Raw genomic sequence first — 26,077 nt, 5'->3', positions numbered from 1 at the left:
CGCCTGAATCGACGCGCTGGCAGGATCCGAGTCGCTTCGGGAGGTCCTGTCCCCCCTTTGCCGGTGTGGCATCCCCTGCCCCTCCGGCCCCCCCCGATGACCTGGCCCCCGTGCACTCTGCGCGGGGGTCATTTTCTGGCCGCGGGCGCCTTTGCCATTTACACCGCGCCCGCCGGTCATCATGATAAGGGCGTTGTAACAACACGCCGCGCCTCAGCGGCTATCTCCCATGAAAATGACAGGTTTTGACCGGCTGGCAGGCGAAGTCTGTGCCAAATGCGGTTTCTGCGGCTCTGGCCATACCGGGGTCTTCGTGCATTTTACCGATTTTCTTCCGGAAACCGGCCCGGTCACAGCCGAAGACTTCACCGACTGGCTGCTGATCGCCGATGGTTATGATCCGAAAAGGCATGCAGAGGTCTTTGAGCAGTTCGGAGCCATTTTTCGTCCCATCTTCACAAAGCATATGGGCGCAGACTGTGTGGATGCCAGCTTGCTCTATTATTCTCAGGGCAGCAGCGATGGTCCCTTTCATCCCCGCCGCTGGGCCAAAACGCAGCCCGGGCCGGAAAGCTGACCCGGATTGCAGTTTGCCCCGCCCGGATTGCAATTTCCTGTGGAAAGCCCGGTTTTCCACAGGGTCCTCCACAACAAACTGCTTTACATGATTCGCGGAACGAATCAGGATAAATCAATATCTGGTGGGAGCTGTGGATAAATCCGCATAACCTTGCAGGTTCCCCAGCTTCTGGTGGTTATCCACAGGGCAGAAGCGTCATGATGAGGCCGGGCATGTCACTTTCCGAAGATTATCTGCTCTCGGATGAGATCCACCCCATCGACATCGTCGAGACGCTGGCCGCCAGTAATTCCTGGGAATTCGACCGTGTCACCGATGACCAGATCGCCATGGCGGTCGAGGGCCTGTGGCGCACCTATTCGCTGACCCTCGCCTGGTCCGACCAGGACGAGACCCTGCGCCTGATCTGTACCTTCGAGATGGAGCCCCCCGAGGGCCGCATGGCCGAGCTTTACGAGCTGATCAACCGTTGCAATGACACGGTCTGGACCGGCGGTTTCACCTGGTGGGATGATCAAAGACTGATGGTCTGGCGCTATGGCCTCTGCCTTGCCGGCGGCCAGATGGCCGGGCCGGAACAGATCGACAAACTGATTTCCTCGGCGGTGCTGGCGGCGGAACGGTTTTACCCGGCCTTCCAGCTGACTCTTTGGGGGGACCGCGCGCCGGTCGATGCGATGAAAGTCGCCATTGCAGAGGCTTACGGCCGCGCCTAACCTCGCCGCCCGAACGGGCGGAAAGGCAGGACCATGTCAGCTGATATCAAAATCGAACACGGGCTTTTGCTGCTTGGTTGCGGCAAAATGGGATCGGCGCTGCTCAGGGGCTGGCTGGATTTCGGCGTGCCTGCCAGCAATGTCTGGGTGATCGAGCCGCATCCCTCGGACTGGCTACAAGCAACCGGGGTACATCTGAATAAAGGCGTGCCGGACCGCGCGGAAATCGCCATTCTTGCCGTGAAACCGCAGATGATGGGTGCCGCGCTCCCGGGGCTGACCGCGCTTGGGAATGGCGAAACGCTGTTCATCTCAATCGCCGCCGGGACGACGATTGCCACGCTGGAACAGGTGCTTGGGGCCAGGACACCGATCGTCCGGGTGATGCCGAACACCCCGGCGATGGTCGGGCGTGGCATTTCGGGCCTTGTCGGCAATGCCCATGCCTCTGCTGCGCAGATCGCGCAATCACGGCTGTTGATGCAGGCCGTCGGCGAGGTGGTCGAGCTGGAGAACGAGGCACAGATCGATGCAGTGACGGCCGTTTCCGGCTCTGGCCCGGCCTATGTCTTCCATCTGATCGAGGCGCTGGCTGCCGCCGGTGAAGCTGAAGGCCTTTCCCCCGGGGTCGCGATGAAACTGGCGCGGGCGACCGTCACCGGCTCGGGCGAGCTGGCCTATCGGTCGGAAGACAGCGCCGAACAGCTGCGGATCAATGTGACCTCGCCCGGCGGCACCACCGCCGCCGCCCTTGCAGTGCTGATGGAAACGGAGACCGGTTTCCCGGCGCTTCTGAGGCGGGCGGTGAAAGCAGCGGCAGACCGCGGCCGGGAATTGGGCAAATGAGCACGGAAATGACAGATCAGATCAGCTATGACGACTTCGCGAAGGTCGATATCCGGGTGGGCCGGATCATCGAGGCCGAGCCCTTCCCCGAGGCGCGCAAACCCGCTTTCAAACTGCGCATCGATTTCGGGCCTGAGATTGGGGTGAAACGGTCCTCCGCCCAGATCACCAGACACTACACGCTTGAGGGGCTTATTGGTCGCCAGGTGCTGGCGGTGGTGAATTTCCCGCCGCGCCAGATCGGGCCGGTGCGCTCTGAAGTGCTGGTGCTGGGCGTGCCGGATGAGGCGGGAGAGGTGGTGCTGCTGACCCCCGGCCATGAGGTTCCGCTGGCCGGGAAAATGTTCTGACAAACCGCTTGCCCCTCTAGTGACTAGAGGGATTAGAACTGATTCGATGATAAAAGGCCGCTGCCGGTTCCCGCCGGGCCAGCGGTCGGAGGATCGGTGATGCAAGAGACGAACAGACGTGAATGGCAGGTCGGGGGCATGGATTGTGCCTCCTGCACGGTGAAGGTGACGAAGGCGGTCGAAAAGCTGCCCGGCGTTGGCGATGTCCGCGTCGCGCTGATGAGCGAGCGGCTTTCGGCAACGCTGAGCGAGGGTGGTGCCAGCCCCGAAGAGGTCGAAGCGGTTGTGCGCCGCCTTGGCTATGAGATCAGCGTCGGCAAGGGTGGCCCGACGACGGCGCGGCGTGATCACGCGGATCATGACCACGATCACGGCGGGGCGGGAGAAGACCCCGGTCATAGCGCTCCAGATCATGGCGCCCCGGGACATGTTCATTCGCATGACGATCCGGCAGATCGCGGCAAGGCCTGGTATGCGACGGCCAAAGGGCGGCTGGTGATCTTTACCGGCATCCTGCTGGCGCTGGCCTGGATTTTCGAGCTGCTGACCAGTGCCGAATATGGCTATTGGGCCTTCCTCGCCGCCTGTGTGATCGGCGTCGCCCCGGTCGCGAAACGCGCTTTCGAAGCGTTGCGGATGGGTCAGCCCTTCACGATTGAAAGCCTGATGACCATTGCCGCCATCGGCGCGCTGTTCATCGGCGCGGCGGAAGAGGCGGCACTGGTTGTCTTCCTCTTCGCAGTGGGCGAGGTGCTTGAAGGCGTTGCTGCGAACAAGGCGCGTGACGGCATCCGCGCGCTGGCGAACCTCGCGCCGAAAACCGCCTTGCTGGAAGAGGGCGGCACGACGCGCGAGGTCCCGGTCTCGGCGCTTGCCATCGGGCAGACGGTCCTCGTGCGCCCCGGCGACCGCATCCCGGCAGATGGCACGATCCTTGAAGGGTCCAGCGGCATTGATGAAAGCCCCGTCACCGGCGAGAGCATTCCTGTCAGCAAAGGCCCCGAAGACGCGGTTTTCGCAGGCTCGATCAATACCGAAGCCGTGCTGCGCATCTCCGTCAGCCGCGAGGCCTCGGACAATACCATCGCCCGCATCATCCGCCTCGTCGAAGAGGCGGAAGAGGCGCGGGCCCCGACCGAGCGCTTCATTGACCGCTTCTCGCGGCTTTACATGCCGGCCATTGTCGGGCTGTCGGCGCTGGTGATCCTGATACCACCGCTTGTGGGCGGCGGTGACTGGGATACCTGGATCTATCGCGGCCTTGCGCTTTTGCTGATCGGCTGCCCCTGCGCGCTGGTGATCTCGGTGCCCGCCTCCATCGCCTCGGCGCTCTCGGCCGGCGCGAAAAAGGGTCTGCTGCTGAAAGGTGGTGCGGTGATCGAAGCCGCCGCCACCACGCGCCGCATCGCCTTTGACAAGACCGGCACGCTGACGCATGGCAAGCCCGTCGTGACCGATCTGGTGCCGGCGCCTGGGGCGACCGAGGCCGAACTTCTCGCGGTTGCAGGCGCCGTCGAGACCGGCTCGTCCCACCCGCTGGCCCGGGCGGTGCTGGACCGTATCGCGGCAGCTGGCATTACCGCCCTGCCCGCACGCGAAGCCCGGGCGATCATCGGCAAGGGCGTCGAGGCGCTGGTCGCAACGCCCGGGGGCGAGGTCAGGGCCTGGGTCTCATCCCCGCACCACGCGCATGCGAGTGGTGGCATCGACGCCGCGCTGAACACCCGCGCCGGCACGCTGGAATCCGAAGGCAAGACCGTGGTTGCGGTCTATGACGAGACGCGGGCCCTCGGCCTGATCGCCATGCGCGACGAGCCCCGCAGCGACGCTGCCGAAGCGATGCGGCAATTGCAGGCGATGGGGATCGGCGCGACCATCCTCACCGGCGACAATCCCCGCACCGCTGCCGCCATCGCCGGCGGCCTCGGGATGGAGTTCCGCGCCCAGATGATGCCCGAAGACAAGCTTGCGGTGATCCGCGAGATGGGGGCGGAGGGCGGCGTCATGATGATCGGCGACGGCATCAATGACGCACCGGCGCTGAAACAGGCAGGCGTGGGCGTCGCTATGGGCTCGGGCACCGATGTGGCTCTGGAGACGGCGGATGCCGCGATCCTGCGCGACCGGGTCTCGGACGTGCCGGCGCTGATCCGGCTGTCGCGCGCGACCATGGCGAATATCCGGCAGAACATCACCCTGGCCCTGGGGCTGAAGGCGGTGTTCCTGGTGACCTCGGTGCTGGGGATCACCGGGCTCTGGATCGCCATCCTCGCCGATACCGGCGCAACTGTGCTGGTGACGCTGAACGCGCTGCGGCTCCTGGCCTATGATCCGGGGCGCGAGGGCTGAGCTGGCAACGCCGCCTGCTTAAAGCCGGCGCGGTCGCGCCAGAGCGCCACGCGGGGGGTCCGGGGGGGCTTAACCCCCCGGCCTTGCCAGGGAAACCACCTTCACCCGCGCGCAAGCCGCGCCAGCCAGGCCCGACCCAATCGTGCGGTTCCTGCGGCGAAATGCGGCGCCATAGCCTGGGGCTCCGGCGCTTCGATATGACTGCCGATCCAGGCCAGAAGCGCCATCCGCCTGAGCATGACAAATGTGTCGATCTCGCGCTCCTCCTCTTCCGACAAGGGCGCGATGTCGCGATACCCCTCCACCCAGGCCGCGCGCAAAGCCGGAACCTGCGGGTGATCCTCCATAAAGCTCACCGCCGCCGCAAAGTCGTAAAGATACCAGCCGAGCCCGGAATCGTCGAAATCAATCAACACGGTACGTGACCCGTCGATCAGCAGATTGGTCAGCCGCATATCGCCATGGATCAGCCCATAGCGCGCCTGCCCCTTGCCCCAGGCCGCCAGCCGCTGGCAGACCATCTGCTCTGCCTCCTCCAGCACATCGCGAATCTCAGGCGTGACATTCGGGCCTGCGCGCCAGTCTCCCCAGGTGGCGCCCTCGCCGAACACTGCTGCCTCATCCCAGACCAGCCGCTCCAGCGGTTGCGCCGATTGCCAGCCCCGCGCATGGATATGGGTTCTGGCCGCAAGCGCCCCGAGGCTGCGAAACGGCGCCACCAGATCATCATCCGGCCCCGGCTGTCGGCCCGGCGCGAATTCGAACATCACCATGTAGCGCCCGCCCGGCTGGCCCGGCGCAGAGCCCGGCACCTGCGCCTCCTGCACCAGTGCGCCATTCACCCCGGCAATCACGGCGGGCGTATCTATCCCGGCGTCGCGCGCCAGCGCCTGGCTCCAGTCCAGTTCCTGGCATATGCCGGTCCGCGTGTGATAGCCTGGCCGATGCACCCGCAGCACCGCACGAAACACCCCCGCCTCCACCAGCCAGGTCAGGTTTTCAGCGATGTTCAGGAGGCTCACTTCCGCTCCAGCCGGCACCGGCCAGAGCGGCAAAGCCGCTTCCACCATCTGGCGGATCACCACCAGCTCGTCTTCCAGCGCCATATTGGTCCTGGCCAAAACCCGTATCCCCCTGCGCGGTCCCACCGTCTCATGCGGCTCTCACGACTCACAGGTTTCGCCGCATGGGCAGCACTCTTCAAGCGCGAATCCCCGGGGCCCATGTGGTTTCCGCCGCGCGCGCGCCGCCTCACCTCGGGCAAAGCCATACCCCACCGCCCTCGCCCGACCGGCACCTCGCTGCGTGCTGGCTGAGAGTGCCCCCAGCTCAGACCGGCCAGAAAATCGCGGCGCCGCAGCTGGTCGGCATTGGTGCCAAAGCCCAAGGACGCGGGATGCACATGGGGAAACCATGAGACAAGTGGTCTCAGCTGATAAGACCTGCCCCTGCCCGCTGCCTGAGGAAGACCTGGAAAAGCCACAGCGGTGCGGGCTCCTGCTGATCTGGCCGGACAGGGACATGGTGCGGGTCGCGCCAGAGCCCGGAGCCAATGGCCGACCGGCGTTATTCAGCGCGGAGGACGATCACAAAACCGTCCGGGCGACTGTTTTCCTGACGACAGCTTGCCAGTTTGGTTTGATGGTGAAGCTTCTGTTCGGGTTGCCATTTCGACAGATCAAGCCAAGGTCCGCCACGGGTTCGGGGCCCCCTGGCGCGGCGGCGGGCTGACGCGTATTCTCTCGATGGCCTGCCCTGCCGCGCGCACCCGCTGCGAGACCCTCAAAGCCACACAGCGCCCGGGACGACTTCGTCGGACTTACTCGGTGCGACTGGCGCCATGCGTCTTTGGCGCCATGTGTCTTTCTCGACCAGGAAAACCCGGTCCGGATATCACGCCCGAAGCAGGATCCGAGTTGCATCAGGTCAGCGGGGAAAGGGGCATGTCCGGCTGGTGGCCGACATCTGCAAAAACGCCCAAAGACCATCCCGATAAGCAGGGCCGCAATCACCGGCCTTCACAGACTTCCGGTCAGGTGGCGGATCGCACAAAACGTCGCCACCCCGACCGGCATGACGCAAATCGTCGTGACAGGCGAGCGCTTCGACAGCCGCGCATTGCCGCAAATGCCGGCCATGCACCCGCTGAGGAGAATCCAGGGCCAGGACGCCAGCCTGTCAAACCCGCAACCAGACCCACAATGCCTAACGCAAAGGTGAAGCCCATTGCCGCCAGCACCGCGCCCGTCACACCCTCCCGCGACGATCCCCCCTGCCCCGGGGATCCGCTTGTGCAACGTCATCAGATGGATCATCGCAAGCCCGATCAGCCCACTACCCGTAAGGCTCGCCCAAAGGCGGAAGCCGGGCTTGCCGGCCTGCCGTCTTTGTCGGGCATGGCGGTCACTCCCAGACGGTTTTGAACAGATCGAGCGGTATTTTCAGATAGCGCGTGCCATTGGCCTCACGCTCCGGCAGGCGGCCTGCATTGGTGTTCACCTGAAGCGCATGCAGGATCAGTTTCGGCATCGGCAGGGTCGCATCGCGCGCCTCGCGAACCGCGACGAAAGCGGCCTCGCCAGGGTATTTCGAGAGATGGATATTCATTGCCCGCTGTTCGGCGACGGTGGATTCCCAGGCCGCCTCGCGCCCGCCCTGGCGGTAATCATGGCCGGTGAAAAGCCGTGTCGCATCGGGAAGTGCCAGGATCTCCTGGATCGAATGCCACAGAACCCTCGCGCTGCCGCCGGGGAAATCGGCCCGCGCCGTGCCGGTATCGGGCATGAAAACCGTGTCATGGATGAAAGCCGCATCGCCGATCACATAGCTGACCGACGCCATTGTGTGACCGGGCGAGAACATCACCCTGGCCGGGATTTCCCCGACCATGAATGTGTCGCCCTCGTCATAAAGCCTGTCCCATTGCGATCCGTCTGCGGCCAGATCGCGGTTGTAAAACCCGTTCCACAGCGCCTGAACCTTTGTCACCTTCGCCCCGATCGCAATGGGCGCGCCGGTCTGTCGTTTCAGGTAATCCGCGGCCGAGAAATGGTCGGCATGGGGATGGGTGTCGAGGATCTGGTCAAGCCGGTATCCCCGCTCTGCGACAAAGGCCAGCAGGCGGTCGGCCTCGATTGTGGCGGTCGCGCCCGACTTCTCGTCATAATCCAGCACCGGGTCGATGATGACACAGGCCTTTGTAGCGGGGTCTGCCACCACATATTGAACCGATCCGGTGCGGGCTTCGTAAAAGCCGGTGACCTCAGGACGGGGTATCATAGCTGCCTCTTCATTCCGGACAAGTACAGGCAGCCTGTCGGCTCAGGCAGAAACATATGTTTTTCCGCAGACAGGAAGTCACGGAAGGGAACAATATTCTACCCGATCAGCTCATACAGGACGCTCTTCCTTTCAGATACAGGAAATCCGGGATCAGATCACGCGATCATTGCCGCCTCAGACAGGAATCTGCGCGCCGGTGGGTCGGGAACAACTGTCATCCACCAGGGCGGCACCGCGCATGCCAAATCCGGGTTTCCGGTCCGGGCTACATGGCTGCGCTACCCCTCGGACAAGCGCGCCCGCCCCGCCGCACGGGACACAAAGCCGCCCAGCCTTGCGACCCCCAGCGGATCGGGGTTGGATCGTGCCTCGGTCAGGGTCGCGAGATTTGCCACGATCCGGGCCTCGGCGGCGCCACAGATCGCAATCATCTGGTCAAAGCTTTGCCGCGCCATCTGGCCCCAGGTGAACACGCCAGGTGGTTCAAGGAGAATCGCGTCAAACCCCGCTATTCCCAAACCGGCCAGCGCTCGCGGATCTGGCGCGCAAGGTCAAAGCCCGATTTAACACTGGGCAGGATCAACGCCCTTGCGCCGCAGGCCTTCTGCGGCGGCGCCAGTTCCAGCCCGGTAAAACCCTTCTCGCCGATCTGTCCCAGGTCGGAACCATAGGCCTTGCGCCAGATCGCCGGCAGCACCGCATAGATCGCGTGCCTCGCCTCCCCATCGGCTATTGCCGCACCATGCAGCACGAGACCCGGATCCTGCCCGAGGTGACGCCTACCACCAGCGTCACTTATGCGGTGCCGGTGCTCGCCCGGGCTGCGGGGGGGTGCCTGATATCGACCTGATCTCGATCGTCGGACGCTGTCACGTCGATATCATCCTGTCGACGACGATCCTGGGCATGGCGATAACTAGCCCCGACGAGCTGGTGATGCGCCCGAAACGGACGATGATGAAATGACATTCCTGCTGGCGGATGCGTCGAAATTCGGCTTTGCCGCGCTGAACTATGTGACTGATCTGACCGAATTCGACCTGATCCTGGTGGCGCGAAACGTGCCGAAGGCCAGCCTTCATCGACAGCGCGACGGCGGGGCAAATGTCGGGCTGGTCTGACAGGCCTTTATCCCGCCAAAGCGCTTGATCCCGAAGCACTTGCCAGGTGTTATTGCGCTGTCCGGAACGGAGAGCGCGATGCAAGACAAACTGATCCCGACCCATTTGCCTGCCGCCCTGCTATGCGGCCTCCTCCTGTCAGCGCCCCTCGCGACCCATGCGGCTGAGATTTCGCTCATTGACCCCGCCTTGCGCGATGCGGCGGGGCTGGTATCGGGCAGCTGCAGCCTCCGCCTGAAAGGCGGGATCGAACCAGGGGATGCCGGCCGGCTTGAGGCCATTCTCGAAGATGACAGCATCGAGCGCGGACGCCCGACCAGTCTGATGTCCGGGACCGGGGCCGAGGGCCAGGTGCTTTGCCTCAACAGCGCCGGAGGCGATGCCTCTGAGGCGCTGGCACTGGCAAAGGTGATCCGCGACAGCGCGCTTACGACCGTGGTACCGGATGGCGCGGAGTGTTTCGGCGCCTGCGCAGTGGCGTTCATGGCCGGGTCAGTTGCCTCCTCGAATTCGGGGGGCGGCGCGCGGATGCCAATGCGGGCGCTCCATACCGGGGGAAGGCTGGGCTTTCTGGCGCCCGATTTGCCCGATGGCAATGCCGTGCTGGACTATATGGCCGGGCTGACCGACCTGTTTTCCGGCATCGACAGCTATACGCCCACCGCCCGGTTCCATCCGCAGCTCATGGTCGGGATGCTCTCGCATCGTGATCCGGCCCATCCCTATATGATCGACACCACCGGCAAGGCCGGGCTCTATGACATCCGCCTTGCCGGCGTGCCGCCCATCGAGACCGATGAGGCCACCTGGATGCGCGCCTGCAACAATCTCTCGCTCCAGGCCAGGGGCTGGCAGGACGCGACTGATCCGGATCTGAGTTCCTGGGCCTGGCAGGTCAATCTGCCCGAAGAGGGCTATGAGCCCGAAGCCCGCCTGCCCCCCGCGACCTGGGACCTGCGGGTCGGTGGCGCGGATGAGACAGCGCCGCCCTTCTTCCGTGAAGTTCTGTCGCGGCATCACCAATGCCTGTTCTACCATGATGCCCCGGCCACGCCGCCCTATACCGCCTGGTTTGAACGGGTGAGCGAAGATTCGGTACCGCAGTACCGGCTGTTCGATCTCTGGCAGACGCTGCCGCATTACACGCCGCTGGCCGAATTGCGCACTATGGCACGGGTGGAGCCCGCCGATTTCCGCACGCTTTACGCCAATCCGCCGGTGGACGCGCCCCATCCTGACCTGCCCGGGGTCGAGGCTTTCGCGCCCGGGCACTCGGTGCTCCTGGAAAGCGAAGAGGGACGTATTGCCTATTGGCTTGGCGAAAATGGCGCCGGCAGGGCCTATGCCTCAGGCGCGCCCGCCGCCGGTTTCCGCTACCGGATTGAGGCGGATCAGTTTTGTGTGACCCGCGAGGCGGCGGCCGAAACCTGTGGCCGGATCGTCAGCGCTGAGGATGGCGGGGCGCTTCTGAGAACCGCGACAGAGGATCTTACGATCCTCTGGATGCGGCCCGGCGATATCGGCCCGCTGCCGGCAAACTGACAGCCAGGCGTCGCGCTTTTCACGACCATCGCAGGTTCAGGGAAAAACCCAGGGGCAGTCACGCCCCCGGGGCAGACTTACGGAGCCGGTGCGTCAGGCGGGGTCACCTCTGCCGGAGCATCCGGTGCCGCAGCTGGCATGTCTTGCCCCTGGCCGGATTTGTCACGTTTAAAACCGGCCCCGCCTTTTTCGCGATCTTTGCCCCGATCCTTGCCATGGGCTTTATGGTGCTCACCGCCCCGGCCCTTTGCATGATCGCGGTCTTTGCCGGGGCCCGCCGCCGGGGTCGCGGCCAGCTTTTCGGCCAGCGGCGTGATCGCCTCGACACAGGCGGCAATTGCGGTCTCGCCACATTGTACGCTGATGGTCCGCCCGGCCCCGAAATCGAGCCGGATCATCGGAGCCCGCGCAAAGCGCGCGCCGTGACCGGAGCCGGGGCCGGCCCCCTGGTCAGCATTTTGCGCCGGGGCCGGCCCTGTAGCCTCCTGGGAAAACGCGCTCAGCGGCATCAGGGCAAGGGCACCGGCCAGCGCGGCCGGAAGAAGCTTAAGTCCTGCCATGGGAGATACTCCTTTTCATGGTCTGTTCGTTCTGGATCACGACTGTTCCACGCCCCGCCCAAGGGTTTCCGTCGGCAAGGCTCCTGCGGGGCGGGAAGCGCCAGGCGGCGATCCGCCGGGCTCCGACGGCAACGCCCCGATCTGCTCCGCAGGTGTGGCGCGCCGCGCGACTTGACGCATGGCCTCTGACCAGGTCATTGCAGGATCATGTCGGACGAGATCGTTGAGCAGCCCGAGGAAAAGAAGCCGGTGGTCCGAAAACCACGGAAAAAACCCGCAGCGGGCGCGACGGGCGCTAAAAGCACGCGGCGGCGCGGGGCGTTTGCGCAGCTCCGGCGTTGGGCGCTGCGGGCGGTTCTTGGGGTCGTAGGCTTCTTCCTTGTGCTGATCATTCTGTTCAGCTTCCTGCCGCCGCCGATCAATATCTATCAGATGCAGGAAAAATGGCGGCTTGGCGCGATTGACCGGCAATGGGTGTCCTGGGACGAGATCGCGCCGGTCATGGGCCGTGCGGCCGTGGCGGCAGAAGATGCGAATTTCTGCAACCACTGGGGCTTTGACATGACCGCGATCCGGGACGCGATCAATTCGGGATCGAACCGGGGCGCGTCCACCATCACGCAGCAGGTGGCGAAGAATGTCTTCCTCTGGCATGACCGCTCATACGCCCGCAAAGCCGCCGAAGCCGCGCTCACCCCGGTGATCGAGCTTTTCTGGTCGAAAGAGCGCATCCTCGAAGTCTATCTGAACGTGGCCGAATTCGACGAAGGCGTGTTCGGGGTCCAGGCGGCGGCGCGGCATTATTTCGGGGTCGATGCGAAAAACCTGTCAGCCTTGCAGGCGGCACGGCTGGCAGCGGTGCTGCCGGATCCGAAAGGCCGCTCGGCCTCGAAACCCTCGGCTTTTGTGCGCAAAAGGACCGCCTCGATCATGTCAGGCGCCGATACGATCCGCGCCGATGGCCGCGCCGGCTGTTTTCAGTAGCGCGCTTTTGCCGCTCTGACCGGTGCCGGGATTGATCGCCAGGCCCGCAGGGTCTAGGACAGGGGGAGTTTGCGGGCAGTAACCAGATGAACCGTCTTTATCACGTCCCCCTTTCCCCCTTTTGTCGCAAGGTGCGGCTGACCTTGGCCGAGAAGAAAATCGAGGTCGAGCTGGTCGAGGAGCGCTATTGGGAACAGGGCCAGGATTTCCTGCGGCGCAATCCGGCGGGGAAAGTGCCGATTCTGCGGCTGAACGGGCGGCTGCTGAGTGAGAGCCAGGCGATTTGCGAATATATCGACGAGACGGTTCTGGTGCCGCCGCTGGTGCCGAGGGATCCCGAACTGCGCTATGAGATGCGCAGGCTCTGTACCTGGTTTGACGACAAGTTCCATCACGAAGTGACGTCCAAGCTGCTTTACGAGCGGGTGAACAAGAAGCTGACGAAAGAGGGCTATCCGGATTCGAAGAATGTGAAATCCGGGTCGAGCAAGATCAAGTATCACCTTGATTATATGGCCTGGCTGCTGGACCGGCGGTCCTGGCTGGCCGGAGATGTGATGACGCTGGCGGATCTGACGGCGGCGGCGCATCTGTCGAGCCTTGACTATATCTCCGATGTCGACTGGCACCGGCATGAGGTGGTCAAGGACTGGTACGCCAAGATCAAGTCGCGCCCGTCCTTCCGGACGCTGCTGGCGGATCAGGTGCCGGGTTTCCCGCCGCCCCGGCAATATACCGATCTGGATTTCTGAAGCTGGCCGGGTGGGGCCAGCCCCCACCCCCCGGAGTATTTGAGCCAGGATGAAAAGCAACCATCCCCTCCCGTTGAAGGAGCGGCTGCGGGAGCGGGCGCTGTCAGAGGGATTCTCGAAAATGGGGATCTGCGCGCCGGATGCGGTGCCGGGAACGGCGGCGCGGCTGAGGGAGTTTCTGGAAGCCGGGCGGCATGGGTCGATGGGCTGGATGGCGGAGCGCGAGCACTGGCGGGGCGCGCCGGGGGCGCTCTGGCCGGAAGCGCGATCGGTGATCATGCTGGCGGAGGTTTACACGCCGGAAGAAGACCCGCGCACTGTGCTGTCACAACGCGACCGTGCGGCGGTCTCGGTCTATGCCCAGGGCAAGGATTATCATGATCTTGTGAAGCGGCGGCTGAAACGGCTGGGGCGCTGGCTGCTGGACCAGACGGCGGGCGAGGAGATCAAGGTTTTCGTCGATACCGCGCCGGTGATGGAGAAGCCTCTGGCCGAGGCGGCCGGCCTCGGCTGGCAAGGGAAACACACGAACCTGCTCAGCCGCGATCTGGGGAACTGGTTCTTTCTCGGCTCGATCTTCACCACGCTTGATCTGCCGAAAGATGCCGCTGAGATTTCGCATTGCGGCTCCTGCCGGGCCTGTCTGACCGCCTGCCCTACCGATGCCTTTCCCGCGCCCTATCAGCTGGATGCGCGGCGCTGCATTTCCTATCTGACCATCGAGCATAAGGGTCCGGTGGACGAAGACTTGCGCGCCCGGATGGGCAACCGGATCTATGGCTGCGATGATTGTCTTGCCGCCTGCCCCTGGAACAAATTCGCGCAGCAGGCGAAAGAGATCGGCTATCAGCCGAAGGTCGGGGCGCCGGAACTCGCCGAGCTTGCGACGCTGGATGATGCCGGATTTCGCGCGCGCTTTGCCGGCAGCCCGATCAAGCGGATCGGCCGCGACCGTTTCATCCGCAACGTGCTTTACGCCATCGGCAACTCGGCAGATGCTGGCCTCGCCAGCGCCGCCGGGGCGCTGTGTGCGGACCCGGATCCGGTCGTTGCCGATGCGGCGAGATGGGCTCTGAACCGGCTGACCAATGCCGGGGCCGGCCGCTGAACAGGCCGGATCCGGCCGGGCCGGGTGATGCTGCCGGAAAACTCCTGATTGCAGGCTTGGGATATAAGGCGGCCTGTGCCAGACTGCCCGCAGTGACGCAGCACATGTGAGGAGGACGTTATGAGCAGGCATCTCGCCGACAAACGCACAGCCACCACCGGCGCGAGGGTCAAGGCCTTTCTGAGCATCGCCCGCAGCAAGGGCGAAACCGGACGCGACACATTCCACAAGCCGCGCGAGGGCGCCGGCCCCGCCCGGATGCAGCAATTCCTGCGGATCGCACGCGGCCGCACAGTCTGAGCCCCATCCGGATGACCAGGCGCCCGGATGCCCCGGACCGGCTATAAGCACCGGGCCATTTCAAAGGAGTGACCATGTCTGTCGACGTGAAATATAAGACTTCGGCCAAAGCCACGGGCGGTGGCCGCAACGGGGTGGCCGGGCTCGACAATGGCCAGCTCACCGTGACCATGGCCAGCCCGAAAGAACTGGGCGGATCGGGTCTCGGGCATAATCCCGAAGAGCTGTTCGCCACCGGCTATGCCGCCTGCTATCTGGGTGCGATGCGCTTTGCAGCCGGGTCCGAAAAGCTGGGCACGGTGCCGGATACGGCAACCGTGAAGGCAGAGGTCGGGATTGGACCGCGTTCGGACGGGGGATTTGGCCTGAAGGTGACGCTGACGGTCAGCCTGCCAGGGGTGGAGCGCGACGTGGCCGAAAAGATCGTCGAGCGCGGGCATTTCATCTGCCCCTATTCCAACGCGACCCGGGGCAATATCGAGGTCGAAACCGTTCTGGCCTGAGCCGGTCGGAACGGATCGGGCCGGATCCGGCTTGACGATGACAGCATCTGCACCTATCTGGGCGGCAGGGTTCCGGTCCCTGCCGCCTGCAGGCTTTTCGCCACGGTGAAACCGGAAAGACCGATCCGCCGCTTCTGTTTCAGGCCGGGTTCGATGGCAATGCAGGCTCCATCCCAGATCTCCCGGCGCTCTGAATAAGGATGCCAAGGCAGATGGAACACAGAGTTTCTGCAATACCAGGCCTCGAAGAGGCAAAGACGCAGGCGAAAGCCCTGCGCAGTGAACTGGCCCGCCAGGGTCAGGAGATCAGCCATTCCGCCGCGCTGGAACTGGTGGCAAAGGCCCATGGCTTTCACGACTGGAACACGCTTCATGCAAGGGCCGGCAACCGGCCACAGCCGCCGGTGCGACTGGGAGACATCACTGCCGGGCGCTATCTGGGTCAGGACTTCCTCGCCGAGGTGATCGGGGTCACGGCGCTGTCCGAGGGCCGCTATGAGGTCGAATTGCAGCTGGATCAGGCAGTCGATGTGGTGACATTCGACAGTTTCTCGAATTTCCGCAGCCGGATCCGCAAAGTGGTCGATGCCTCGGGGCGATCATTTGACCGCACCTCGGACGGAACGCCGCATCTGGTCCTGAGCATGCCATAACTTCGACAGCCTCGGATTGCAGAACGCAGCTCGGGGCGGCAGCTTCACGCGCCCTGAGATGCTGTCGCCCCAATGCGTGCCTCTATGTCTGAAATCCCCCGGTGAAACGCTGACCTTTCGGCGCAAAGCGGTCCCGAACGCGAGGGAAAGGGTATGCTGCGGCTGACCAAACAATAACGGCGGAGCAAATGCTCCGCCGTTATTGATTCCATGATGCCGCAGATTACGCGCGGACGTGGCGCTCATAGGTTTCCGCGATGTCGCGGGCGATAGCGCCGACTTCGAATTTAAAGCCGCCAATCTCACCGACCGGGGTGACCTCGGCGGCGGTGCCGGTCAGCCAGCATTGTTCGAAATCGGCAAGCTCGGTTGGCATGATATGGCGCTCATGCACGGTGAGGCCCTTTTCCTTCAGCAGACCGATCACCGTCTGGCGGGTGATGCCATTCAGGAAGCAATCGGGCAGCGGCGTATGCACTTCGCCATCTTTGACGAAGAAGATATTCGCGCCGGTCGCCTCGGCGACATAGCCGCGGTAATCCATCATCAGCGCGTCCGAGCAGCCCTTGGCCTGGGCTGCGTGTTTCGACATGGTGCAGATCATGTAAAGACCTGCAGCCTTGGCGGCGGAGGGGATCGTCGCCGGATCCGGGCGGCGCCATTTCGAAATGTCGAGCTTCGCGCCCTTCATCTTGGCGTCGCCGTAATAGGCGCCCCATTCCCAGCCCGCGATCACCAGACGCACCGGGTTGCCGACGGCCGAGACACCCATCTCATCGCCCGCGCCCCGGAAGGCAATCGCGCGCACATAGGCATCGGTCCAGCCATTCGCCTTAAGCATTTCGTATTTGGCGGCCTCGATCTCCTGGACCGAATACGGGATCTCCATATCGAGGAGTTCCGCCGATTTGCGCAGCCGCATCGAATGCTCGACACCTTTGAAAATCTTGCCATTATAGCAACGCTCGCCCTCGAAAACCGAGGATGCGTAATGGAGCGCATGGGTCAGGACGTGGACATTCGCCTCACGCCAGGGGACGAGCTTTCCGTCCATCCAGATCCAGCCATCACGATCGTCATATGCCGCCATATCCCGGCCCTCCATTTTTACGAAAGTTGCGCGACACCCATGCTGCAATTGCATTATCTTGCGCCAACCTGTCGACTCGCTACGCTTCATGACTTGGAAAGTCAACAAGGCTGACGTAAGTTGGACCTAAATAGGAGGCTGACCATGTCTCAATTTTCTGGGTCTCAACTCTCTCACACCGCTCCGGGTGGCGGCGGCGAGAACCTGCTCTTCCTGACCGATGAGCAGCTGCGCAAAGGGATCGAGGCGATGTTCTTCGCCTATCGCGGCTTTACCGCCGATCCGGACCGGATCCTCGAGACGATGGATTATGGCCGTGCCCATCACCGGGCGGTGCATTTCATCCATCGCAGCCCGGGGACAACGGTGTCGAACCTGCTGGGGATCCTTGGCGTGACCAAGCAAAGCCTGAACCGGGTGCTGCGCAGCCTGATCGATGACGGCCATGTCCGCAGCGAAAAGGGCCGCCGCGACGGGCGCGAGCGGCATCTTTTCCTGACCGAAAAGGGCGAGGCAATGGAGAAAAGCCTGTCGGATGCGCAACGTGCGCGGATGCGGGCAGCGTACCGCGCGGCGGGGCCGGTGGCAGTACAGGGCTTCCGGCAGGTGCTTGAGGCAATGATGGACCCGGGCCTGCGCGACTATTACAACCGTCTGAGAGATGGCGCCTGAGGCGTTGCAAAGGGAGAGCGACGCATGACTGGTACCGCGCAGCATCTGGCGGATATTCATCTTCTCGTGGTCGATGATGACGAGCGGATCCGGGTTCTGTTGCAGAAATTCCTCGTGCGCAGCGGCTATATGGTCACTGTGGCAAAGGATGCAGCCCAGGCGCGGCGGCTGCTGGCCGGGCTGGAATTCGACATGCTGATCCTTGATGTGATGATGCCGGATGAGGATGGCATCGCGCTGACCCGCGATCTGCGCAAAAAGACCTCGGTGCCGATCCTTTTGCTGACCGCGCGGGGCGAGACGGCGAACCGCATCGAGGGGCTGGAGGCGGGGGCGGATGATTACCTCGCCAAGCCCTTCGAGCCGAAGGAGCTTTTGTTGCGGGTGGCCGCGATCCTGCGCCGGGTGCCGCAGGTGAGCGAGGCCGATCAGCCGCCAAAGATGCTGCATATGGGCCAGGTGCGCTATGATATGGACCGGGGCGAATTGTGGCGCGGGCCCGAGCTGGTGCGGCTGACCGCGACTGAGGCCGCTTTGATGCGGCTCTTTGCGGCAAGCGCGAATGAGGCGATCTCGCGCGAGCGGCTGGTCCTCGACATGGGCCGCGAGGAAGAGGCGCAGGAACGGGCGGTCGATGTGCAGATCACCCGGCTCAGGCGCAAGATCGAGGATGATCCCAAGGTGCCGCGCTATTTGCAGACGGTACGGGGCGAGGGCTATATGCTGGCCCCCGACTGAGGTGGCCGAACGCGGGGGGCCTGCCCCCGCCCCCCCGGAGTATTTAAGTCAGGAGGAAGGAGCATTGATGCTGGTTTTCTCAGATGGTGCTTTCGCGCGGCATCTGGTGCCCGAGGGGCACCCGGAGCGGCCGGAGCGGATGGCCGCTGTCGCGCGGGGCCTTGCCGGGCTTAGGGTGGAGGAGCGGCCTGCGCCTTTGGTGGCTGAGGCGGAGCTTTTGCGCTGTCACCCGGCGGATTATGTCGCAAGGGTGAAGAAGGCCCTGCCTGCAACTGGCCTCAGAGCGATTGATGGCGATACCTGGCTCTCTCCGGGGTCATGGGAGGCCGGGCTTCGTGCCGTGGGTGGCGCCTGTGCAGCGGTGGATGCGGTACTTGGCGGCGAGGCACGGGCGGCTTTTGTGGCGGCGCGCCCTCCGGGCCATCATGCGGAAGAAGCGGTTGCGATGGGGTTCTGCCTTTTCGGCACTGTGGCGATTGCGGCGAAGCGGGCGCTGGATCATCACCGGCTGACCCGCGTCGCGGTGCTGGATTTCGACGTGCATCACGGCAACGGGACGCAGGATCTGTTATGGGATGAGGCGCGGGTGCGCTTTGTCTCTTCGCAGCAGATGCCGCTTTTTCCCGGCACGGGATATGCGGATGAGCGCGGCGCGCATCGGCAGATCACCAATCTGCCGCTTAACCCCGGATCGGACGGGCGGGCGATGTGGGCGGCCTGGGCGCCGGAGCTGGAGCGGCTCCGGGCCTGGCAACCAGAGCTGATCCTGCTCAGCGCCGGGTTTGACGCGCATATCGACGATCCGCTGGGGGGCCTCGGCTGGACAACGGCGGATTTCGCCCGGCTGACGCGCGCAATTGCCGATCTCGCAGCGGGCTGCGGTGCAGGGGTCGTATCCTGCCTCGAAGGGGGCTATGATCCGGGCGCGCTGGAAGATACTGTCCGCGCGCATGTGAGCGAGCTGAGCAGGACCCCCCGATGAGCCAGAAACCCGTTGCGGAAATGAGTTTTGAAGAAGCGATGGCGGCGCTGGAATCTGTTGTCGGCCAGCTGGAGCGCGGCGATGTCGCGCTGGAACAGTCGATCAGCCTTTATGAATTCGGCGACAGCCTGAAAAAGCACTGTGCCGCGAAACTCGCCGAGGCCGAGGCGCGCGTCGAAATGATCCGCGTCCAGGAAGGTCGCGCCACCAGCACCGCTCCGGCGGAGGGGCTGTGAGCTTTCCCGAACTGCTGAAGGCCGATGCCAGCCAGGTGCAGCTCTGGCTGCGTGATATGCTGGCCGGGCGCGCCGAACTGCCGGTGATCGCAGCGATGCGTTACGCACTGAAGGGCGGCAAGGGGTTGCGCGGTTTTCTGGTGCTGGAATCGGCACGGCTTTTCGGGGTCGACCCGAAAGCTGCGCTGCCCGTCGCAGCCGCGGTCGAGGCCCTGCATGCCTATAGTCTGGTCCATGACGATCTGCCGGCGATGGATGATGATGATCTGCGGCGCGGCCTGCCGACCGTACATGTGAAATGGGATGAGGCCACCGCGATCCTGGCCGGTGATGCCCTGCAGACCCTCGCATTTGAGGCGCTGACCGATCCGGTGATCGGAGCAGCAGAGCGGCGAATTGCGCTGGTTCAGGCCCTTGCAAAGGCCTCGGGCGCCGAGGGGATGGTACTGGGTCAGGCGCTGGATATTGCTGCCGAGACCGCCGGTCGCACGCTGTCGCTGGCAGAGATCACCGCGCTCCAGGCAGGCAAGACCGGCGCACTGATCGGTTTTTCGGCCAGTGCCGGGGCGCTGATTGCCGGCGAAGACCCGGCGCCTTTGCGGGCCTATGCGGCGGCGCTTGGCCTTGCGTTCCAGATCCATGACGATGTCCTTGATGTCACGGGCGATGCCGGCATCACCGGCAAGCGCACCGGCAAGGATGAGGGGCGCGGCAAGGCCACTTTCGTCTCGCTTCTGGGGCTTGAACCGGCCCGTGACCGCGCCTCCGGGCTGATCCGCGAGGCCGAAGCCGCGCTTTCCCCCTATGGGGCGCGGGCCGAAAATCTTGTCGCCGCCGCCCGTTTCACCATATCAAGACAGGCCTGACCCCACAGGCCGCGCCGCTTCCCAGGAGCCTCCCCATGGCAGCATCCTCCACCATCCTCGACCGGGTGCATTTCCCGTCAGATATGAAGGCGCTTACTGATACCGAATTGCGCCAGCTGGCCGATGAGGTACGGGCCGAGACGGTTGCAGCGGTCTCGGTGACCGGCGGCCATCTGGGCGCGGGGCTTGGCGTGGTCGAGCTGACCGTGGCACTGCACGCCGTGTTCGACACGCCGAAGGACAAGCTGATCTGGGATGTCGGCCATCAATGCTACCCGCATAAGATCCTGACCGGGCGGCGCGACCGGATCCGCACGCTCCGGACGGAGGGCGGGCTGTCGGGATTCACCAAACGCTCGGAAAGCCCCTATGATCCGTTCGGCGCGGCGCATAGCTCGACCTCGATCTCGGCGGCGCTTGGCTTTGCGATGGCGGCGGATCTCGGCGGTGATGCCGGAGATGCGATTGCGGTCATTGGCGATGGCTCGATGTCGGCAGGCATGGCCTTCGAGGCGATGAACAATGCAGGCGCGCTGAAAAAGCGGCTTTTCGTGGTGCTGAACGACAATGAGATGTCGATCGCGCCGCCGGTCGGTGCGCTCTCGGCCTATCTCAGCAAGCTTTACGCCGAAGCCCCGATGCAGGATCTGAAAGAGGTTGCAAAGGGCTTTGTCTCGCTGCTCCCGGGCCCGCTGCAGGAAGGCGCGAAACGCGCGAAAGAAATGCTCAAGGGCATGGCGGTGGGGGGCACGCTGTTTGAGGCGCTTGGCTTTACCTATGTCGGGCCGATTGACGGCCATGACCTCGATCAGCTGCTGCCCGTCCTCAGAACGCTGAAGGCGCGCTCGCATGGGCCGGTCCTGCTGCATGTGCTGACGAAAAAGGGCAAAGGCTACGGCCCGGCTGAGAATGCGCCGGATCGGGGCCATGCTCGGGCGAAATTCGATCTGGTGACCGGCGAGCAGAAAAAGACGCCCTCCAACGCGCCCTCCTATACGAAAGTCTTCGCCGAAAGCCTGATCCAGGAGGCCGAGCGCGACGAAAAGATCGTCGGCGTGACGGCGGCGATGCCGGACGGGACGGGGCTGGATCTGTTCGGGGCGCGCTTCCCGCGCCGGCTGTTCGATGTGGGGATCGCCGAGCAACATGCGGTCACATTCGCCGCCGGGCTGGCGGCGGGGGGGATGAAGCCTTTCTGCGCGATCTATTCGACCTTCCTGCAACGCGGCTATGACCAGGTGGTGCATGATGTCGCGATCCAGCGGCTGCCGGTGCGCTTTGCCATCGACCGCGCGGGGCTGGTCGGCGCCGATGGCGCGACCCATGCAGGATCTTTCGACGTTGCGTTTTTGGCCAACCTGCCGGGCATGGTGGTCATGGCGGCGGCGGATGAGGCAGAGCTGAAACATATGGTGGCCACGGCCGCGGCCTGGGATGAGAGCCCGATCGCCTTTCGCTATCCGCGGGGCGAGGGCATGGGCGTCGAAATGCCGGCGCGGGGCGAGATGCTCGAGATCGGCCGCGCCCGGCTGCTGCAAGAGGGCAACCGGGTGGCGATCCTTTCCTTCGGGACCCGGCTTGCCGAGGTGCTGAAAGCCGCCGAAGCGCTGAGCGCGCGCGGCCTCGCGCCAACCGTGGTGGATGCGCGCTTTGCCAAGCCGCTGGACCGCGATCTGATCCTGCGGCTGACCCGCAACCATGAAGCGCTGATCACGGTCGAAGAAGGCGCGGTAGGCGGTTTCGGCAGCCATGTGGCGCAGCTGCTGGCAGATGAGGGCGTGTTCGACGGGGGGCTGAAATACCGTTCGATGGTGCTGCCGGATATTTTCATCGACCAGGCCAGCCCCGAGGCAATGTACCGCATCGCCGGTATGGATGCCGCGCGGATCGAGGCGAAAGTGCTCGATGTGCTGGGCATTGCCAGCGCCAGAAACCGGGCCTGAGCCTCGCGCCCTGCACCCGTTTCCTTTCAAGGAAACGGACAAATTCCTGCAGAGGAATTTTGCCGAAATCTTTAAAGATTTCGGGTCACAGGCCCAGGGGTTTCAGCAACCCGTCAAACGGCGTCCAGTCGTCGATCTCCAGCCGCACCACCAGTGTCAGGACTTTCAGGCGGAAGGCCGGGGGCAGCCGCGCCGCATCCTTCTCGGTCGTGACCAGCTGTGCGCCGAGCAGCATCGCCTCGGCCTCCAGCCGCGCGATCAGCGCGGGCGAGAGCTTCTGGTGATCATCCAGCGCCTCGGCCCTGACCAGCTCGGCCCCTTCGGCCCTGAGCGTCGCGAAGAATTTCTCCGGATTGCCGATGCCCGCAAAGGCGAGCACCCGCTCCTGCCGCCAGTCCATCCCCATCTGCAGCGGCACGAGCCGGCCCGACAGCCTTGGGATGCCACCCAGGGCCCGCCCCCAGATCAGATTGAGCCGCGTCTGGGCCGCCGTGTCACCGATCGCAAGCACCGCATCTGCCCGCGCCAGACCCGCCGCCACCGGCTCGCGCAATGGCCCCGCCGGGATGCAGAGCCCATTGCCAAAGCCCTGGCCCGCATCCACCACCACCAGTGACAGATCCTTCACCACCGCAGGGTTCTGATGCCCGTCGTCGAGCAAGATCACTCCGGCACCATCTGCGACCGCAGCCTTCACCCCTTCGGCGCGGTCCTTCGCCACCCAGACCGGCGCGAAAGGCGCGATCAGCAGCGGCTCGTCACCGGTCAGATCGGCGGCATGCCGGGTCACATCGACCCGCAAGGGGCCATTGGCTGATCCGCCATAGCCGCGGGTGACCACCTGGACCTGATGCCCCCGCGCAGTCAGATGCGCGATCAGGGCCATGACGGTCGGGGTCTTGCCGACGCCGCCCGCGTTCAGATTGCCGACGCAAATCACCGGCACCGGCGCGCGGTATCCGCCCGCCTGCCGCAGCCGCCGCGCGGTTGCCGCCGCATAAATTCCGCCCAAAGGCTGCAGGAGCCGCGCCTTCAGTCCCGGCGCGTCCGGCGGGTTGTCCCAGAACCCCGGTGCGCGCATCAGATCCGCCCCTGCGCTTTCGCCGCCGCCAGCGCCTTGCGCAGATCGGCGAGCACGGCCTCGGTCACCTCGGCCCCGTCCGAGACCACGCCCCAGGCGGCCTGCGCCAGACGCGCGGTGCGGTCGGGCGCCAGAAGATCGCCAAGCGCCTCGCTCAGATCGCGGATCGAGGCCACCGCGCGCGCTGCCCGCGCCGCACCAAGCCGCCCGATCTGCGGACCAAACCCCCCCGGTCGCGGCCCGTGCAGGATCGCCGAGCCAAGCGCCGCCGGTTCCAGCGGGCTGGTCAAAAGCCCGGTGCCCGACAGGCCGCCGCCCAGATAGCTGACCGGCGCCAGCCTGTACCACAGACCAAGCTCGGCGGCATCATTCACGATATAGATCGCGGTCTCGGTCTCGGGCTCTTCTTCGTCACTGCGCGAGGCGGTGACCCAGCCCTGTTCTGCAAGTTCCCGCGCCAGCGGCGCGGCCCGTGCGGGATCTTCCGGCATAACGATCAGCAACAGGCGGTGCGCCAGCTGCATCGCATATTGCTGTGCCGCCAGCACCGCGCCCTCCTCAGAGCGCGGCACCCGCGCGCCGAACCAGACCGGCCGCGTCATCATCGCGGTCGCCAGATATTCCCGCTCTGCCTCGAGGCAGGGAAGCGCAAGCGAGCTTTCCTCCATCCGGCCCGCGCTGACCACCCGCGCAGGCGGGATGCCGGCGCGCCGCCAGGCCCGCATCGCCGCCTGGTCAATCGCATAGACCTGGGACAAGGCCGAAACCGAGCGCCGCATCGCGCCCGGGATCCAGCTTTCATGCCCGCGCAGAAACCAGGGATCGCTGGCATCCGCCATGATCAGCATCAGCTGCCGCTCGGCACATTCATGCAAAAGCGCCGGCCGGATCTCGCCTTCGGAAAACACAACCGCATCGGGGCGCCAATGGTCGAGAAAGTCGCGCACCGTCTGCGCAGCGTCTTCCGGGGCCTGGTCAAAGATCACACCCTTCGCCCGCGGGCCGCCGCTTTCGCCGGTCATCAGCACGGCGACGCCATCTTCTTCGATCAGCCGCCGCGCCAGCTCGCGCATAGCCGAAAGCGATGCCTGGCCCGGCACATGCAGCCAGATCAGCCCGCCCAGCGGGCGGGCCGGACGCTCTGCATGGCTGTGTCTCCGGCGACCCGTTGCCGGCCACCAGCCTCTCGACGGCGCGGTCGCCATGGGTCAGCCGGCCTGAGCCGCCGGCGCGGTCAGCTCTTCGTCCCGCAGACGATGAAGATGCGCGATGAAATATCGGGTATGGGCATCATCGACCGTGCGCTGCGCCTCGGCCTTCCAGGCGACATAGGCGCTGTCATAATCGGGGAACATGCCGACAATATGGATCTTGTCCGCATCGCGGAACTGGGTCGAGTCCGGCGAGACCAGCTCGCCGCCAAACACCAGATGAAGTCTCTGCGCCATGGTATTCCTTCCCGTCAGCGGGCCCGTCAGCGGGGCGGTCCTTCAGCAGCGCCGGACCGCAGTCACCGGCCGGATGCCGGGCGCAGTCTACAGTGCCACGACTGCGGGGAAAAGACGGCGGGCGGTCCTGAGGAAACTCTTACCTTGATATGAACGCCTTCGCCGATCACAATGCGCGCAAATGCCCGTAATCGGGCCGTTCCAGGAGAATTAATGATGGATCTTAGTAATATTTCAGGCACAAACGCCGTCCTGGTGGCGATTGCCGTCTTTGTCATCCTCTGCATTTTTCTGGGCGTCCGCATCGTTCCGCAATCGGAAAAACATGTGGTCGAACGCTTTGGCCGGCTGAAATCCGTATTGGGGCCGGGGATCAATTTCGTTGTGCCCTTCCTGGACCGCATCGCCCATCGCGTTTCGGTGCTGGAGCGTCAGTTGCCCACCGCCAGCCAGGACGCCATCACCGCCGATAACGTGCTGGTCAAGGTGGAAACCTCGGTCTTCTACCGCGTGACCGAGCCGGAAAAGACCGTCTACCGGATTCGCGATATCGACGGCGCCATCGCCACCACCGTCGCCGGCATCGTGCGTTCTGAAATCGGCAAGCTGGAACTGGACCAGGTGCAATCGAACCGCAGCCAGCTGATCGAGCGGGTGCGCGAGCAGGTTGCCGCCATGGTCGATGACTGGGGCGTCGAAGTGACCCGGGCCGAGATCCTTGATGTCAATCTCGATGACGCGACGCGCTCGGCGATGTTGCAACAGCTGAACGCGGAACGCGCGCGCCGTGCCCAGGTGACCGAGGCCGAGGGCAAGAAACGCGCGGTCGAGTTGCAGGCCGATGCCGAGCTTTACCAGGCGGAACAGCAGGCGAAAGCCAAGCGCGTCACCGCCGAGGCAGAGGCCTTCGCGACCTCTGTGATCGCCGCCGCCATCGCCGAGAATGGCATCTCTGCGGCGCAGTATCAGGTGGCGCTGAAACAGGTCGAGGCGCTGGAAGCCGTGGCCAAAGGCCAGGGCAAGCAGACCATCCTGATCCCCGCTCAGGCGCTTGAGGCCTTCGGGAATGCGTTCAACATGCTTAAGGCCAGGTGATGGATCAGATCTGGAGCACCTGGTGGAGCTGGATCGTGCTGGGCCTGGCGCTCGGCATGGTCGAAGTGATCGTGCCGGGCTATATTTTCGTAGGCTTCGCGGTCGGCGCGGCGCTGACCGGGCTGGTCGTGCTGGTTGGGATCCCCGCAGGGCTGCCGATGCTCCTTGCGATCTTTGCGGTGCTGTCGCTGATTTCCTGGCTGATGATCCGCCGGCTGCTGGGCACCCGCGATGGCCAGGTGAAGACCTGGGACCGCGACATCAACGACAATCCGTAAGC

General features: G+C 64.5%; 31 protein-coding genes. 22 read left to right on the top strand and 9 right to left on the bottom strand.

The features are described 5' to 3' along the window. The first annotated feature begins 313 nt into the window (after positions 1-313). The 5 genes from AC4FS3_RS11165 (at position 314) to AC4FS3_RS11145 (ending at position 4,841) form a co-directional block, all read left to right on the top strand. A complete protein-coding gene (locus tag AC4FS3_RS11165) occupies positions 314-577 on the top strand; it encodes a hypothetical protein (RefSeq protein ID WP_491020623.1) in 264 nt (87 codons plus the stop codon). Positions 578-792: 215 nt separating this feature from the next. After that, complete coding sequence (locus AC4FS3_RS11160) at positions 793-1,296, top strand: type III secretion system chaperone family protein (protein ID WP_491020622.1); 504 nt, start codon at positions 793-795, stop codon at positions 1,294-1,296. Between the two features lie 33 nt (positions 1,297-1,329). Beyond that, on the top strand, positions 1,330-2,142 hold the full coding sequence (proC, locus tag AC4FS3_RS11155; protein ID WP_491020621.1) for a pyrroline-5-carboxylate reductase: 813 nt from the start codon (positions 1,330-1,332) through the stop codon (positions 2,140-2,142). Between the two features lie 8 nt (positions 2,143-2,150). Beyond that, positions 2,151-2,492: a tRNA-binding protein gene (locus AC4FS3_RS11150; protein WP_491020620.1), complete on the top strand. Its 342-nt coding sequence runs from the start codon at positions 2,151-2,153 to the stop codon at positions 2,490-2,492. 99 nt (positions 2,493-2,591) lie between these two features. After that, positions 2,592-4,841 carry a heavy metal translocating P-type ATPase gene (locus tag AC4FS3_RS11145; RefSeq protein ID WP_491020619.1) on the top strand — a complete coding sequence of 750 codons (2,250 nt, stop codon included), beginning with the start codon at positions 2,592-2,594 and terminating at the stop codon, positions 4,839-4,841. Positions 4,842-4,942: 101 nt separating this feature from the next. On the opposite strand, the gene AC4FS3_RS11140 is transcribed toward AC4FS3_RS11145, so the two are convergent. The 4 genes from AC4FS3_RS11140 to AC4FS3_RS11125 all read right to left on the bottom strand — a co-directional run bounded on the left by AC4FS3_RS11140 (position 4,943) and on the right by AC4FS3_RS11125 (position 8,874). Continuing rightward, on the bottom strand, positions 4,943-5,962 hold the full coding sequence (locus AC4FS3_RS11140) for a phosphotransferase enzyme family protein (protein ID WP_491020618.1): 1,020 nt from the start codon (positions 5,960-5,962) through the stop codon (positions 4,943-4,945). A 1,282-nt stretch (positions 5,963-7,244) separates the two neighbouring features. Then, positions 7,245-8,120 carry an MBL fold metallo-hydrolase gene (locus AC4FS3_RS11135; protein ID WP_491020617.1) on the bottom strand — a complete coding sequence of 292 codons (876 nt, stop codon included), beginning with the start codon at positions 8,118-8,120 and terminating at the stop codon, positions 7,245-7,247. A 281-nt stretch (positions 8,121-8,401) separates the two neighbouring features. Continuing rightward, complete coding sequence (locus AC4FS3_RS11130) at positions 8,402-8,596, bottom strand: hypothetical protein (protein ID WP_491020616.1); 195 nt, start codon at positions 8,594-8,596, stop codon at positions 8,402-8,404. 35 nt (positions 8,597-8,631) lie between these two features. Beyond that, positions 8,632-8,874, bottom strand: a complete 243-nt coding sequence (locus AC4FS3_RS11125; RefSeq protein ID WP_491020615.1) for a hypothetical protein — start codon at positions 8,872-8,874, stop codon at positions 8,632-8,634. Positions 8,875-8,954: 80 nt separating this feature from the next. Here AC4FS3_RS11125 and AC4FS3_RS11120 point away from each other — a divergent pair, with 80 nt between their 5' ends. The 3 genes from AC4FS3_RS11120 to AC4FS3_RS11110 all read left to right on the top strand — a co-directional run bounded on the left by AC4FS3_RS11120 (position 8,955) and on the right by AC4FS3_RS11110 (position 10,786). Beyond that, entirely contained in the window at positions 8,955-9,089 is a 135-nt protein-coding gene (locus AC4FS3_RS11120) for a hypothetical protein (RefSeq protein ID WP_491020614.1), read from the top strand. After that, a complete protein-coding gene (locus tag AC4FS3_RS11115) occupies positions 9,086-9,244 on the top strand; it encodes a hypothetical protein (protein ID WP_491020613.1) in 159 nt (52 codons plus the stop codon). The genes AC4FS3_RS11120 and AC4FS3_RS11115 overlap by 4 nt, the downstream gene beginning before the upstream one ends. A 78-nt stretch (positions 9,245-9,322) precedes the next feature. After that, positions 9,323-10,786, top strand: coding sequence for a hypothetical protein (locus tag AC4FS3_RS11110; RefSeq protein ID WP_491020612.1), 1,464 nt, complete (start codon positions 9,323-9,325; stop codon positions 10,784-10,786). A 77-nt stretch (positions 10,787-10,863) separates the two neighbouring features. On the opposite strand, the gene AC4FS3_RS11105 is transcribed toward AC4FS3_RS11110, so the two are convergent. Further along, positions 10,864-11,346, bottom strand: a complete 483-nt coding sequence (locus AC4FS3_RS11105; RefSeq protein ID WP_491020611.1) for a hypothetical protein — start codon at positions 11,344-11,346, stop codon at positions 10,864-10,866. Between the two features lie 207 nt (positions 11,347-11,553). Here AC4FS3_RS11105 and mtgA point away from each other — a divergent pair, with 207 nt between their 5' ends. The 6 genes from mtgA to AC4FS3_RS11075 all read left to right on the top strand — a co-directional run bounded on the left by mtgA (position 11,554) and on the right by AC4FS3_RS11075 (position 15,646). After that, positions 11,554-12,330: a monofunctional biosynthetic peptidoglycan transglycosylase gene (mtgA, locus tag AC4FS3_RS11100; RefSeq protein ID WP_491020610.1), complete on the top strand. Its 777-nt coding sequence runs from the start codon at positions 11,554-11,556 to the stop codon at positions 12,328-12,330. Between the two features lie 86 nt (positions 12,331-12,416). Continuing rightward, positions 12,417-13,082, top strand: a complete 666-nt coding sequence (gene fzlA, locus AC4FS3_RS11095) for an FtsZ-binding protein FzlA (RefSeq protein WP_092899762.1) — start codon at positions 12,417-12,419, stop codon at positions 13,080-13,082. 49 nt (positions 13,083-13,131) lie between these two features. Continuing rightward, entirely contained in the window at positions 13,132-14,190 is a 1,059-nt protein-coding gene (gene queG, locus AC4FS3_RS11090; protein ID WP_491020609.1) for a tRNA epoxyqueuosine(34) reductase QueG, read from the top strand. A gap of 120 nt (positions 14,191-14,310) precedes the next feature. Further along, positions 14,311-14,490: a hypothetical protein gene (locus AC4FS3_RS11085; RefSeq protein WP_491020608.1), complete on the top strand. Its 180-nt coding sequence runs from the start codon at positions 14,311-14,313 to the stop codon at positions 14,488-14,490. Between the two features lie 74 nt (positions 14,491-14,564). Beyond that, positions 14,565-14,993 (top strand): organic hydroperoxide resistance protein, encoded by a 429-nt coding sequence (locus AC4FS3_RS11080; RefSeq protein WP_491020607.1) that lies wholly within the window; start codon positions 14,565-14,567, stop codon positions 14,991-14,993. 212 nt (positions 14,994-15,205) lie between these two features. Beyond that, positions 15,206-15,646 carry a glyoxalase superfamily protein gene (locus AC4FS3_RS11075; RefSeq protein ID WP_491020606.1) on the top strand — a complete coding sequence of 147 codons (441 nt, stop codon included), beginning with the start codon at positions 15,206-15,208 and terminating at the stop codon, positions 15,644-15,646. A gap of 223 nt (positions 15,647-15,869) precedes the next feature. On the opposite strand, the gene AC4FS3_RS11070 is transcribed toward AC4FS3_RS11075, so the two are convergent. Continuing rightward, a complete protein-coding gene (locus AC4FS3_RS11070; protein WP_198837760.1) occupies positions 15,870-16,736 on the bottom strand; it encodes a branched-chain amino acid aminotransferase in 867 nt (288 codons plus the stop codon). Between the two features lie 144 nt (positions 16,737-16,880). On the opposite strand from AC4FS3_RS11070, the gene AC4FS3_RS11065 reads away from it, so the two are divergent. The 6 genes from AC4FS3_RS11065 to dxs all read left to right on the top strand — a co-directional run bounded on the left by AC4FS3_RS11065 (position 16,881) and on the right by dxs (position 22,173). After that, on the top strand, positions 16,881-17,408 hold the full coding sequence (locus AC4FS3_RS11065) for a MarR family winged helix-turn-helix transcriptional regulator (protein WP_491020605.1): 528 nt from the start codon (positions 16,881-16,883) through the stop codon (positions 17,406-17,408). Positions 17,409-17,432: 24 nt separating this feature from the next. Continuing rightward, the gene (locus AC4FS3_RS11060; protein ID WP_198837759.1) at positions 17,433-18,146 is read left to right on the top strand and encodes a response regulator; all 714 of its coding nucleotides are present in this window, start codon (positions 17,433-17,435) and stop codon (positions 18,144-18,146) included. Positions 18,147-18,213: 67 nt separating this feature from the next. Continuing rightward, the gene (locus AC4FS3_RS11055) at positions 18,214-19,128 is read left to right on the top strand and encodes a histone deacetylase family protein (protein ID WP_491020604.1); all 915 of its coding nucleotides are present in this window, start codon (positions 18,214-18,216) and stop codon (positions 19,126-19,128) included. Continuing rightward, positions 19,125-19,364 carry an exodeoxyribonuclease VII small subunit gene (locus AC4FS3_RS11050; protein ID WP_491020603.1) on the top strand — a complete coding sequence of 80 codons (240 nt, stop codon included), beginning with the start codon at positions 19,125-19,127 and terminating at the stop codon, positions 19,362-19,364. Before AC4FS3_RS11055 ends, AC4FS3_RS11050 begins: the two co-directional genes overlap by 4 nt. Then, entirely contained in the window at positions 19,361-20,230 is an 870-nt protein-coding gene (locus AC4FS3_RS11045) for a polyprenyl synthetase family protein (protein WP_491020602.1), read from the top strand. Before AC4FS3_RS11050 ends, AC4FS3_RS11045 begins: the two co-directional genes overlap by 4 nt. Positions 20,231-20,265: 35 nt before the next feature. Continuing rightward, entirely contained in the window at positions 20,266-22,173 is a 1,908-nt protein-coding gene (gene dxs, locus AC4FS3_RS11040) for a 1-deoxy-D-xylulose-5-phosphate synthase (protein WP_491020601.1), read from the top strand. A gap of 85 nt (positions 22,174-22,258) precedes the next feature. On the opposite strand, the gene lpxK is transcribed toward dxs, so the two are convergent. From lpxK to AC4FS3_RS11025, 3 genes are read right to left on the bottom strand one after another with little or no spacing between them, the layout of a single operon-like run. Further along, complete coding sequence (lpxK, locus tag AC4FS3_RS11035) at positions 22,259-23,254, bottom strand: tetraacyldisaccharide 4'-kinase (protein ID WP_491020600.1); 996 nt, start codon at positions 23,252-23,254, stop codon at positions 22,259-22,261. Further along, positions 23,254-24,459, bottom strand: coding sequence for a 3-deoxy-D-manno-octulosonic acid transferase (locus AC4FS3_RS11030; protein WP_491020599.1), 1,206 nt, complete (start codon positions 24,457-24,459; stop codon positions 23,254-23,256). The genes lpxK and AC4FS3_RS11030 overlap by 1 nt, the downstream gene beginning before the upstream one ends. A 3-nt stretch (positions 24,460-24,462) precedes the next feature. After that, positions 24,463-24,702 (bottom strand): DUF4170 domain-containing protein, encoded by a 240-nt coding sequence (locus tag AC4FS3_RS11025; protein ID WP_092899785.1) that lies wholly within the window; start codon positions 24,700-24,702, stop codon positions 24,463-24,465. 216 nt (positions 24,703-24,918) lie between these two features. On the opposite strand from AC4FS3_RS11025, the gene AC4FS3_RS11020 reads away from it, so the two are divergent. Beyond that, positions 24,919-25,797 (top strand): SPFH domain-containing protein, encoded by an 879-nt coding sequence (locus AC4FS3_RS11020; protein ID WP_198839236.1) that lies wholly within the window; start codon positions 24,919-24,921, stop codon positions 25,795-25,797. Further along, positions 25,797-26,075: an NfeD family protein gene (locus tag AC4FS3_RS11015; protein WP_491020598.1), complete on the top strand. Its 279-nt coding sequence runs from the start codon at positions 25,797-25,799 to the stop codon at positions 26,073-26,075. Before AC4FS3_RS11020 ends, AC4FS3_RS11015 begins: the two co-directional genes overlap by 1 nt. Positions 26,076-26,077: the final 2 nt, after the last annotated feature.

The sequence above is a fragment of the Pseudogemmobacter sp. TB195 genome, from assembly GCF_058313095.1.
This window is presented reverse-complemented; position numbering and strand designations above follow the sequence as displayed.

What these genes read in the sequence shown, in the direction of transcription:
- AC4FS3_RS11160 (WP_491020622.1), top strand. Translation starts at nt 793, where the DNA reads ATGTCACTTTCCGAAGATTATCTGCTCTCGGATGAGATCCACCCCATC.
- AC4FS3_RS11050 (WP_491020603.1), top strand. Translation starts at nt 19,125, where the DNA reads ATGAGCCAGAAACCCGTTGCGGAAATGAGTTTTGAAGAAGCGATGGCG.
- AC4FS3_RS11025 (WP_092899785.1), bottom strand. Translation starts at nt 24,702, where the DNA reads ATGGCGCAGAGACTTCATCTGGTGTTTGGCGGCGAGCTGGTCTCGCCG.
- queG (WP_491020609.1), top strand. Translation starts at nt 13,132, where the DNA reads ATGAAAAGCAACCATCCCCTCCCGTTGAAGGAGCGGCTGCGGGAGCGG.
- AC4FS3_RS11085 (WP_491020608.1), top strand. Translation starts at nt 14,311, where the DNA reads ATGAGCAGGCATCTCGCCGACAAACGCACAGCCACCACCGGCGCGAGG.
- AC4FS3_RS11115 (WP_491020613.1), top strand. Translation starts at nt 9,086, where the DNA reads ATGACATTCCTGCTGGCGGATGCGTCGAAATTCGGCTTTGCCGCGCTG.
- AC4FS3_RS11065 (WP_491020605.1), top strand. Translation starts at nt 16,881, where the DNA reads ATGTCTCAATTTTCTGGGTCTCAACTCTCTCACACCGCTCCGGGTGGC.
- AC4FS3_RS11145 (WP_491020619.1), top strand. Translation starts at nt 2,592, where the DNA reads ATGCAAGAGACGAACAGACGTGAATGGCAGGTCGGGGGCATGGATTGT.
- AC4FS3_RS11150 (WP_491020620.1), top strand. Translation starts at nt 2,151, where the DNA reads ATGACAGATCAGATCAGCTATGACGACTTCGCGAAGGTCGATATCCGG.
- AC4FS3_RS11080 (WP_491020607.1), top strand. Translation starts at nt 14,565, where the DNA reads ATGTCTGTCGACGTGAAATATAAGACTTCGGCCAAAGCCACGGGCGGT.
- AC4FS3_RS11110 (WP_491020612.1), top strand. Translation starts at nt 9,323, where the DNA reads ATGCAAGACAAACTGATCCCGACCCATTTGCCTGCCGCCCTGCTATGC.
- AC4FS3_RS11055 (WP_491020604.1), top strand. Translation starts at nt 18,214, where the DNA reads ATGCTGGTTTTCTCAGATGGTGCTTTCGCGCGGCATCTGGTGCCCGAG.
- lpxK (WP_491020600.1), bottom strand. Translation starts at nt 23,254, where the DNA reads ATGCGCGCACCGGGGTTCTGGGACAACCCGCCGGACGCGCCGGGACTG.
- AC4FS3_RS11135 (WP_491020617.1), bottom strand. Translation starts at nt 8,120, where the DNA reads ATGATACCCCGTCCTGAGGTCACCGGCTTTTACGAAGCCCGCACCGGA.
- proC (WP_491020621.1), top strand. Translation starts at nt 1,330, where the DNA reads ATGTCAGCTGATATCAAAATCGAACACGGGCTTTTGCTGCTTGGTTGC.
- fzlA (WP_092899762.1), top strand. Translation starts at nt 12,417, where the DNA reads ATGAACCGTCTTTATCACGTCCCCCTTTCCCCCTTTTGTCGCAAGGTG.
- AC4FS3_RS11060 (WP_198837759.1), top strand. Translation starts at nt 17,433, where the DNA reads ATGACTGGTACCGCGCAGCATCTGGCGGATATTCATCTTCTCGTGGTC.
- AC4FS3_RS11075 (WP_491020606.1), top strand. Translation starts at nt 15,206, where the DNA reads ATGGAACACAGAGTTTCTGCAATACCAGGCCTCGAAGAGGCAAAGACG.
- AC4FS3_RS11020 (WP_198839236.1), top strand. Translation starts at nt 24,919, where the DNA reads ATGGATCTTAGTAATATTTCAGGCACAAACGCCGTCCTGGTGGCGATT.
- mtgA (WP_491020610.1), top strand. Translation starts at nt 11,554, where the DNA reads ATGTCGGACGAGATCGTTGAGCAGCCCGAGGAAAAGAAGCCGGTGGTC.
- dxs (WP_491020601.1), top strand. Translation starts at nt 20,266, where the DNA reads ATGGCAGCATCCTCCACCATCCTCGACCGGGTGCATTTCCCGTCAGAT.
- AC4FS3_RS11030 (WP_491020599.1), bottom strand. Translation starts at nt 24,459, where the DNA reads ATGGCGACCGCGCCGTCGAGAGGCTGGTGGCCGGCAACGGGTCGCCGG.
- AC4FS3_RS11105 (WP_491020611.1), bottom strand. Translation starts at nt 11,346, where the DNA reads ATGGCAGGACTTAAGCTTCTTCCGGCCGCGCTGGCCGGTGCCCTTGCC.
- AC4FS3_RS11070 (WP_198837760.1), bottom strand. Translation starts at nt 16,736, where the DNA reads ATGGCGGCATATGACGATCGTGATGGCTGGATCTGGATGGACGGAAAG.
- AC4FS3_RS11015 (WP_491020598.1), top strand. Translation starts at nt 25,797, where the DNA reads ATGGATCAGATCTGGAGCACCTGGTGGAGCTGGATCGTGCTGGGCCTG.